Raw genomic sequence first — 8,114 nt, 5'->3', positions numbered from 1 at the left:
TGAATCGCTTCTCCGAAATAGGAACACCGGTGACCGTCCGCCTCTCATAACATCTTCAAGTAAAAGCGCGGTTATGCTCTCGCGACGTTATGCAACAAAGCCCATTGGCGGCGAACTCGGCCAGGCTGGATTGCACGAATATACCCAGCCGCATATCGTCAACGCCGTGGCGCTCACGGACGCTTAATCGCGGCGCGGCGCTACGACCTTTTACCACTGTGCCGTTAGTCCGGTGGTGCGGGTGGTCGGGGTCGAACCGACACTCCTTGCGGAACGGGATTTTGAGTCCCGCGCGTCTACCAATTTCACCACACCCGCGTGCGGAGGGCGCTGGTAGCCGCAGCAGCGGCAGACTTCAAGCCCAGTGATGCGCCTGCTGCGCCGGATGCGCCTGCGCATAGGCGTCTCTGACCGCGATCGCGATCGGTTGCTCGGCGATGCCGACGAAGCGCGCATAGCTCCGCGCAAAGCCCACGGCGTAAATCCGCCCGTGAAAGTCCTGATACGCGCCGCGTTCGATCGCTTCGAGGTTGCGCACAGTAATGCGCGTGTGGCGGGCGACATCGGCGAGCGCGAATCCCAACGCTTCGCGCGCCTGCCGCAACAGCGTGCCGGGTGCGACCCCCGGGGTCAGGCCGAGTTCGACACCCTCGAACGCCGCGAACCCGCGTTCGGTATCTCCCGAAGATGCCGACAACGGAAATTCCCCCAAGACGATTTCTTGATTGTTACGACATCGAACCAAAGCGATCAATCTGCACGCTATCCGATTCCAGTCGGTTGTCAGTTACGCGGAGCTTGCCGACGATAGCTGAGCGCCTCTGCCACATGGATGCGCCCGACATGCTCGGCTCCCGCAAGATCGGCGATGGTCCGCGCGACGCGCAGAATGCGGGTATAGCCGCGCGCCGACAGCCGCATCGCCTCCGACGCCTGGGCGAGCAGTTTGCGGCCCGCCTCATCCGGGGTCGCCACGCTATCGAGCAGGACGCCGTCGGCCTCGGCATTGGTGCGCACCGGATAATCGGCGTAGCGCGCGTGCTGCACCGCGCGCGCCGCCGCGACCCGTGCGCCGACCTCGGCCGATCCCTCGGCAGGCGGCGGCAGGACGAGATCGGCGGCGCTGACCGCCTGCACCTCGACATGCAGATCGATCCGGTCGAGCAACGGCCCCGACACCTTCGCCTGATAATCCGCCGCGCATTTCGGCGCACGCGAGCATGCGAGCGCAGCATCGCCGAGATGCCCGCAGCGGCACGGGTTCATCGCCGCGATCAATTGCACGCGCGCCGGGAAAGTGACGTGCGCATTGGCGCGCGCGACGCTGACGGTGCCGGTCTCCAGCGGCTGGCGCAGCGAATCGAGTACCGCGCGTTGAAACTCCGGGAGCTCGTCGAGGAACAATACGCCGAGATGCGCGAGGCTGACTTCGCCGGGCTTGACCTTCAGCCCGCCGCCGACCAGCGCGGCCATCGACGCCGAATGGTGCGGCGCACGGTACGGGCGGTTGCGCGTCAGCCGTCCGCCGGTGAGCGTGCCCGCAACGCTGGCCACCATCGACACTTCGAGCGCCTCGCTCGAATCGAGCGGCGGGAGGATACCCGGCAGGCACGACGCCATCAGCGACTTGCCCGCCCCCGGCGGACCGACCATCAGTAGATTGTGCCCGCCAGCCGCCGCAATCTCCAGCGCACGCTTGGCGGTTTCCTGCCCCTTCACTTGCCGCAGATCGGGCCCGCCGACCCAATCGTCGGCCTCGCCCGGCTCGGGGCTGCCGAGCAAGCCGTGGCCCTTGAAATGGTTGATCAACGACAGGATGTCGGGCGCGGCCAGCACGCCCGATCCGGCCCACGCCGCCTCCGACCCTTGCGCCGCCGGACAGACCAATCCCTTGCCCACTTCCGACGCATGCAATGCTGCAAGCAGCACACCCGGCGACGGCGCGATCCGCGCGTCGAGGCTCAATTCGCCGACCACGACATAATCGGCGAGCGTTTCGGCATCGACCACCCCCATCGCCGCGAGCAAGGCGAGCGCGATCGGCAAGTCGAAATGCGATCCTTCCTTGGGCAGATCGGCCGGCGACAGGTTCACGACGATCCGCTTGGGCGGGAGGGCCAGGCCCATCGCGGCAATCGCGCCGCGCACGCGCTCACGGCTTTCGCCGACCGCTTTGTCGCCAAGACCGACGACGTTGAAGGCGGGCAGGCCGGGGATAAGCTGCACCTGCACCTCGACCGCGCGCGCCTCGAGCCCGAGATACGCCACCGTCGATACGCTCGCCACCATGCGCGATTCCCCCCGGACAGGATTGGAGCATAACGGGTTTCCGCCGCGAAGAAACCTGTTGCGCGGAAACCTGCCGCCGCCGTCTTGCGCAGGCAAGACGCTAACCCCACATGACTTATTGATGATCACTTCGCGTAACCCGATGCTGCGCACCACCTATCTCGTGACGGGCGTAGTGGTTGTCATTCTGTCTCCGGTCATCGGTGCCATTCCTGGGCCGGGCGGCGTGTTCGTGTTCGCAGCGGGGCTGTCGATGATCTTGCGCAATTCGGCACGCGCGAAGCGGACCTTCGTCGATGTGAAGCGGCGCTGGCCCAAAGTCGGGCATTATGCCGACATGGGGTTGCGGCGTCAGAGTGCCGCGCGGCGGCGCGCGCGCGACAAAGTGCTGCGCGGCGCGCGTTGACTTTATTGCGACACAAAGCTAAGCGCTGCCCATCAAGGCCGTCCTCGTGGCGGCCATTTTCTATTTCGACGATCAGGAAATGAACGATGAAGCGGACCTTTCAGCCGAGCAATCTGGTGCGCGCACGCCGCCACGGGTTCCGCTCGCGCATGGCGACGCCGGGCGGCCGCAACGTGATCCGCGCACGCCGCAATCGCGGCCGCAAGAAGCTGTCGGCATAAAAACACTTACTGTTCGTCGCGATTTTCTTGCGGCGAATGGCGGAAAACGCGCGCCGATGCCGGGCTTTGTCCTGCAAATGCGTGCGCGCGGCGATGGCGATCCGACGATACGGATCGGCTACACCGTGACCAAGAAAATTGGCAATGCCGTGGTCCGAAACCGCATGAAGCGGCGGTTGCGCGCGCTCGCACGCGAGCTGCTCCCCGAATCGGGGGTACACGGTGCGGATCATGTGCTGATTGGCCGCAACGGCGGGATCGAGCGCAAGTTCGCGGTGCTGCGCGCAGAACTGGCCAAGGCGCTGGCGAAGGTTGCGCGGTGACGGCGGCCCTACCCGTCACCCCGGCCTGGAGCTGGGGCCTATGGTGCAGCGAGCGGATCGTCCGATCATCGAGCGCTGCGCTCGTGGCCCGATGGGCCCTGGCTCAAGGTCGGGGTGACGGAAGTGGGGCATGCTAACCCGCTTCCTCATTCTCCTGGTTCGCGGCTGGCAAATCGGGCCGTCGGCGATCCTTCCGCCAAGTTGCCGGTTTCAACCAACCTGTTCCGCCTATGCAATCATCGCGCTTCGCCGCTATGGGCCATTGAAAGGCGGGTGGTTGGCGGCCAAGCGAATCGCGCGGTGCCATCCCTGGGGCGGGTACGGACCTGATCCCGTACCCTGATCGAACGGACGTTTACGTGAAAGACGATACCCGGAATTTCATCCTGTTCGCAGTGCTGGCGGCGATCATCCTGCTGGGCGGGAATTTCCTGTCCGCACGCTATTTCCCGCGCGCGAATCCGCCGGCGACCAAGATCGTCGCGGGCAACGCCAAGGTGAGCGACACGCCGACCGGGCCCGCCACCGCTGGCCCCGCCGCGACGGGAACGGCGGCGGTGCGCGATCTTGCGATCGTCCGCGCCGAGACCCCGCGCGTCGCGATTCGCACCGCCGATCTGCAGGGGTCGATCAATTTGAAGGGCGCGCGGATCGATGATCTGACGCTGACCAAGTATAAGGAAACGGTCGACAAGAACTCGCCGCCGATCCGCTTGCTGTCGCCGCGCGGCACCAAGAACGCCTATTTCGGCGGCTTCGGTTGGAGCGGTGACGGCGTCACCGTGCCCGATGCCGACACGCTGTTCACCGCAAGCGGCGCCGAGCTCGCCCCCGGCAAACCCGTCACGCTCAGCTGGGCGAACGGCAAGGGCCAGGTCTTCGCGCTGACCTTCGCGGTCGATGACCGATACATGTTCACCGTGCGCCAGACCGTCAGCAACGCCGGCCCCGCGCCGATCGCGCTCCGCCCCTATGCACTCGTCTCGCGCGCTGGCGTCGGCACCGAGCCCGATACCTGGACCAACCATATCGGTCCGATCGGCGTGTTCGACAAAGGCGCGACCTACGATATCACCTTCGATAATCTGAACGGCAAGGAGCCCGGTTTCTTCGCGCGCCTGTGGGGCAGCAATTCCAAGCCCGGCGCGAATATGTATGACGCGACCGGCGGCTGGCTCGGCTTTGGCGACAAATACTTTCTCGCCGCCGTGATCCCGGATCGCGCCGCACCGGTGCGTTCGGGCTTCCGCGCGGCGAATGGCGATGCGTATCAGGGCGATTTCACGCTCGCCCCGCGCGTCGTCGCGCCCGGCAAAGCGCTCGTTTCGACCGCCAAGTTCTTCGCCGGTGCCAAGGAAACCAACACGCTCGACCGCTATGAAGACCGACTCGGTATCCCCAATTTCGGCAAGGCGATCGACTGGGGCTGGTTCGAGGTCGTCGAAAAGCCGATCTTCAAATATCTCGACTGGTTGTTCCGCAACATCGGCAATTTCGGCGTCGCAATCATCCTGCTGACCGTCACGATCCGCACGCTGATCTTCCCGATCGCGCAGCGCCAGTTCGCGTCGATGGCGGCGATGAAGGCGATCCAGCCCAAGATGAAGGCGATCCAGGAAAAATACAAAGACGACAAGCTGCGCCAGCAGCAGGAAGTGATGGCGCTGTACAAGACTGAGAAGGTCAATCCGCTCGCCGGGTGCTTGCCGACGTTGCTGCAGATCCCGATCATGTATTCGCTCTACAAGGTGCTGCTGCTGACGATCGAAATGCGGCATCAGCCGTTCATCGGGTGGATTCAGGATCTGTCGGCGCCCGATCCGGCGCACATCCTCAACCTGTTCGGGCTGCTCCCGTTCGCGGTGCCCGCCTTCCTGGCGATCGGCGTGATGCCGGTGCTGCTCGGCGTGTCGATGTACTTCCAGTTCAAGCTCAACCCCGCCCCGATGGACGAAGCGCAAAAGCAGGTCTTCGCGATCATGCCGTGGATGCTGATGTTCGTGATGGCGCCGTTTGCGGTGGGCTTGCAGGTCTATTGGATCACGTCGAACCTGTGGACCGTCGCGCAGCAGCGCTTGCTCTACGCACGGCATCCGGCGCTCAAAGAACCGGCGGTGAAGACGTGAGTTTCGAACCCGAAGCGATCGAGGCGGCGCGCAAGACCTTTGCGGGGCCGGTGGCGTTTCTCAAATCCGCCCCAACCCTCGAATTCATTCCCGAACCGACGGTCAACGAAGTCGCCTTTGCCGGCCGCTCGAACGTCGGCAAATCGTCACTGCTCAACGCGCTGACCGGGCGCAATTCGCTCGCGCGCACGTCGAACACGCCGGGGCGGACGCAGGAGTTGAACTTCTTCGACGTCGGCAATCCGCTCGCGTTCCGGCTGGTCGACATGCCGGGCTACGGCTTTGCCAAGGCACCCAAGGACATGGTCCGTAAGTGGCGCTTCATGGTCAACGATTTCCTGCGCGGGCGCGATGTGCTCAAGCGTGCGCTGGTGCTGATCGACGCGCGTCACGGCATCAAGGATGTCGACCGCGACATTCTCGAAATGCTCGACAAGGCGGCGGTGAGTTACCGTATGGTGCTGACCAAGGCCGACAAGATCAAGGCGACCGAGCTTGCCGATGTGACCGAAGCGACGGTCGCCGAAGCGCGTAAACGCCCCGCCGCGCACCCGGAGATTCTGGTAACGTCGAGCGAAACCGGCCTCGGAATCCCCGAGCTGCGCGCGGCGGTGATGGAAGCGATCGGGTAAACCCGGTTTTCTAACCTCTGTCATCCCCGCGAAAGCGGGGATGACAGAGGTGGGGGTTGGTTACGTCACCCCTCCAAATACGTCGCCGCCACCTCGACCGGAAAGTTCACCGACCGCGCGATGAAGCAATGCGCGTGGATCCGCGCGTGGATCGCATCCGCCGCCACCAAATCGGTCCCCACCGCCATCGTGATCGTCGGCCGCAGCACCGCGCGCACGAACCGCCCAGTCCCGTCCGGCGCGCTCTCCCCTACGCCCAGCGGATCGTCGGCATAGGCCGCCACGATGATCCCCGCCGCGCTCGCCAAATGGAGATACCACAGCATGTGGCAGCCCGAGAGGCTGGCGAGCAGCAGATCTTCCGGATTGGGCAGCCCGGGATCGCCACCGAGCAGCGGGTCGTTCGAACAGGAAACAACCGCCTTGCCCGGCGTCACGATCTCCCATGTCCGATCGTAGCCACGATACGTGCCCGTCCCCGCGCCGCGATTGCCGGTCCAGGCGATCCGCGCGGTGTACTCGTGCGTCGCCATGCTCACCCTTCGATGATGTGCGGCACGAAGCGCGCGGTGTTGCCGGTGATCGGCCCGTCCTCGCGAATGCCCATGCCCGCCGGTTCGCCATCGACGATCCACGCCCCGATCACCGGGCGGCGATCGCCACTGCCGGGCAAATCGAACAGCGCCTGATAGACGAAGCCCTCCGCGCCATAATCGCCCGCGCTCTCGGCCACGCTCGCGCCGCCCTTGAAGATCGTCACATTGGCGCCCTCGCGCGCCAATAACGGCTTGCGGACGTGATCGCCGGCAAGCGGCGTCCGGCGCGCCTCGAGCAAATTGGGATGCCCCGGAAACAGCTCCCACAGCACCGCCAGAATCGCCTTGTTGCTCCACAGCATCTTCCAGATCGGCTCGATCCACAGCGTGGTGTTGAGGCTCTCGATCAGCTCCTGGCCGAACGGTTCATGGACCAGCCATTCCCATGGATAGAGATGGAAGATCGCGTCTACGGCCATATTGTCGAGATCGACAAAGCGCCGCCCGGCGCTGTCCCACCCCAAATCCTTCATCTCGATCAGCCGCGTGTCGATCCCCGCCGTCCGCGCGGTATCGGCGAGATAGGCCGTGGTGACCACATCCTCTCCCGCGGCATCGGCGATATGCGCGAGGTACAGCGCACTTGCCCCCGGTGGCGGCGCGATCGCACGCCATTTGGCGACGAGCTTGTCGTGCAGGCTGTTATATTGGTCGTTGGACGGGAAGACCGCTTCCTTCCAGTCCCACTGGATGACGGCAGCTTCGACCAGGCTGGTCGGCGTGTCGCAGTTGAATTCGAACAGCTTCGGCGGCCCCGCACCGTCATAGCCAAGGTCGAAACGCCCGAAATTGAGCGCAGCCGGTTCCCCGTTCCACGTCTTGCGGATCGCCTCATGGCAGAAGGCGGGAATGCCGAAATCGCCGAGCAAGTCACGGTCGAGCACATGCTGCCCGGCGGCGAGGAACATCTCGTACAGCTCGGCGCTCGCTTTCTCGATCGTCTCGATCTCGGCGAGCGTGAAGCGGTAGCACGCGCTTTCGTCCCAATAGGGTTTGTCGCCGACGCTGTGCCAGACGAGGCCAAGCGATTCGACATGGGCTTGCCAGTCGCGGCGCGGGCTGCAATCGGTCCGGCGCATTACTCGCCCCCGCCCCCGCCGCTTGCGTGTGCGCTGCTGCCGAAGCCGCCGCGCGAGACGGTGGCAGAGGAGGCGCGGGCGTAGCCGACCCCGGCGCGCGGGCTGGTCGATCCGCCAGCCAGCGCTTCGCCGACGCGCGGCACGCTGCTGCCACGGCCGAGATAATACCAGGCGAAACCGGCCATCGCCAGGCCGCCCCCGCCGCCGCTGCGTGGGCAACGGGCGTCCTCGACGCGCTTCCCGCTCGCATCGCGGCACACCGCAACATCGGTGTCGGCAACGCTCCGGCTCGGCCCACAGCCGCTGGCGAGCAGCGCCGCCGCGACCGCGCTGGTCAGCGGCAGGATGCGCGGGTTAAACTTACGGCGTGGCTCGGTCATCATGGCTCCCCTGTCTCGCCCGTATTATACGGGCAAGACAGGCCGGATGCGAGCAAGATCGG

12 protein-coding genes and 1 tRNA gene are annotated in these 8,114 nt (G+C 65.2%); 7 read left to right on the top strand and 6 right to left on the bottom strand.

Annotated elements, in window-relative coordinates:
• A partial coding sequence (locus IEV62_RS18280) for a hypothetical protein (RefSeq protein ID WP_229733241.1) occupies positions 1 to 187 on the top strand: 187 nt, incomplete at its 5' end.
• Positions 188 to 233: 46 nt separating this feature from the next.
• Here IEV62_RS18280 and IEV62_RS15280 read toward each other — a convergent pair.
• From IEV62_RS15280 to IEV62_RS15270, 3 genes are all read right to left on the bottom strand, one after another.
• Positions 234 to 318 (bottom strand) — tRNA-Leu (locus tag IEV62_RS15280).
• A gap of 37 nt (positions 319 to 355) precedes the next feature.
• Positions 356 to 697: a helix-turn-helix domain-containing protein gene (locus IEV62_RS15275; RefSeq protein ID WP_188449007.1), complete on the bottom strand. Its 342-nt coding sequence runs from the start codon at positions 695 to 697 to the stop codon at positions 356 to 358.
• Positions 698 to 783: 86 nt separating this feature from the next.
• Positions 784 to 2,289: a YifB family Mg chelatase-like AAA ATPase gene (locus IEV62_RS15270; RefSeq protein WP_188449006.1), complete on the bottom strand. Its 1,506-nt coding sequence runs from the start codon at positions 2,287 to 2,289 to the stop codon at positions 784 to 786.
• Positions 2,290 to 2,410: 121 nt separating this feature from the next.
• Here IEV62_RS15270 and IEV62_RS15265 point away from each other — a divergent pair, with 121 nt between their 5' ends.
• From IEV62_RS15265 to yihA, 6 genes are all read left to right on the top strand, one after another.
• Entirely contained in the window at positions 2,411 to 2,695 is a 285-nt protein-coding gene (locus IEV62_RS15265) for a hypothetical protein (RefSeq protein WP_229733239.1), read from the top strand.
• 86 nt (positions 2,696 to 2,781) lie between these two features.
• Entirely contained in the window at positions 2,782 to 2,916 is a 135-nt protein-coding gene (rpmH, locus tag IEV62_RS15260; RefSeq protein WP_010162954.1) for a 50S ribosomal protein L34, read from the top strand.
• Complete coding sequence (gene rnpA / locus IEV62_RS15255; protein ID WP_188449014.1) at positions 2,913 to 3,239, top strand: ribonuclease P protein component; 327 nt, start codon at positions 2,913 to 2,915, stop codon at positions 3,237 to 3,239. Before rpmH ends, rnpA begins: the two co-directional genes overlap by 4 nt.
• Before the next feature lie 130 nt (positions 3,240 to 3,369).
• Positions 3,370 to 3,582 (top strand): membrane protein insertion efficiency factor YidD, encoded by a 213-nt coding sequence (gene yidD / locus IEV62_RS15250; protein ID WP_188449005.1) that lies wholly within the window; start codon positions 3,370 to 3,372, stop codon positions 3,580 to 3,582.
• Positions 3,583 to 3,598: 16 nt separating this feature from the next.
• Complete coding sequence (gene yidC, locus IEV62_RS15245; RefSeq protein ID WP_188449004.1) at positions 3,599 to 5,365, top strand: membrane protein insertase YidC; 1,767 nt, start codon at positions 3,599 to 3,601, stop codon at positions 5,363 to 5,365.
• On the top strand, positions 5,362 to 5,997 hold the full coding sequence (gene yihA / locus IEV62_RS15240) for a ribosome biogenesis GTP-binding protein YihA/YsxC (protein ID WP_188449003.1): 636 nt from the start codon (positions 5,362 to 5,364) through the stop codon (positions 5,995 to 5,997). The genes yidC and yihA overlap by 4 nt, the downstream gene beginning before the upstream one ends.
• A 65-nt stretch (positions 5,998 to 6,062) precedes the next feature.
• Here yihA and IEV62_RS15235 read toward each other — a convergent pair whose 3' ends face one another.
• Genes IEV62_RS15235 through IEV62_RS15225 form a run of 3 tightly spaced genes read right to left on the bottom strand, consistent with a single transcriptional unit; the run spans position 6,063 to position 8,055 of the window.
• Positions 6,063 to 6,530 (bottom strand): OsmC family protein, encoded by a 468-nt coding sequence (locus IEV62_RS15235; RefSeq protein WP_188449001.1) that lies wholly within the window; start codon positions 6,528 to 6,530, stop codon positions 6,063 to 6,065.
• A 2-nt stretch (positions 6,531 to 6,532) separates the two neighbouring features.
• The gene (locus tag IEV62_RS15230; protein ID WP_188448999.1) at positions 6,533 to 7,672 is read right to left on the bottom strand and encodes a glutathionylspermidine synthase family protein; all 1,140 of its coding nucleotides are present in this window, start codon (positions 7,670 to 7,672) and stop codon (positions 6,533 to 6,535) included.
• Entirely contained in the window at positions 7,672 to 8,055 is a 384-nt protein-coding gene (locus IEV62_RS15225) for a hypothetical protein (RefSeq protein WP_373868600.1), read from the bottom strand. Before IEV62_RS15225 ends, IEV62_RS15230 begins: the two co-directional genes overlap by 1 nt.
• Between the last annotated feature and the right edge of the window lie 59 nt (positions 8,056 to 8,114).

It is taken from the genome of Sphingomonas psychrolutea, assembly GCF_014636175.1.
Lineage (GTDB): Bacteria > Pseudomonadota > Alphaproteobacteria > Sphingomonadales > Sphingomonadaceae > Sphingomonas > Sphingomonas psychrolutea.
This window is presented reverse-complemented; position numbering and strand designations above follow the sequence as displayed.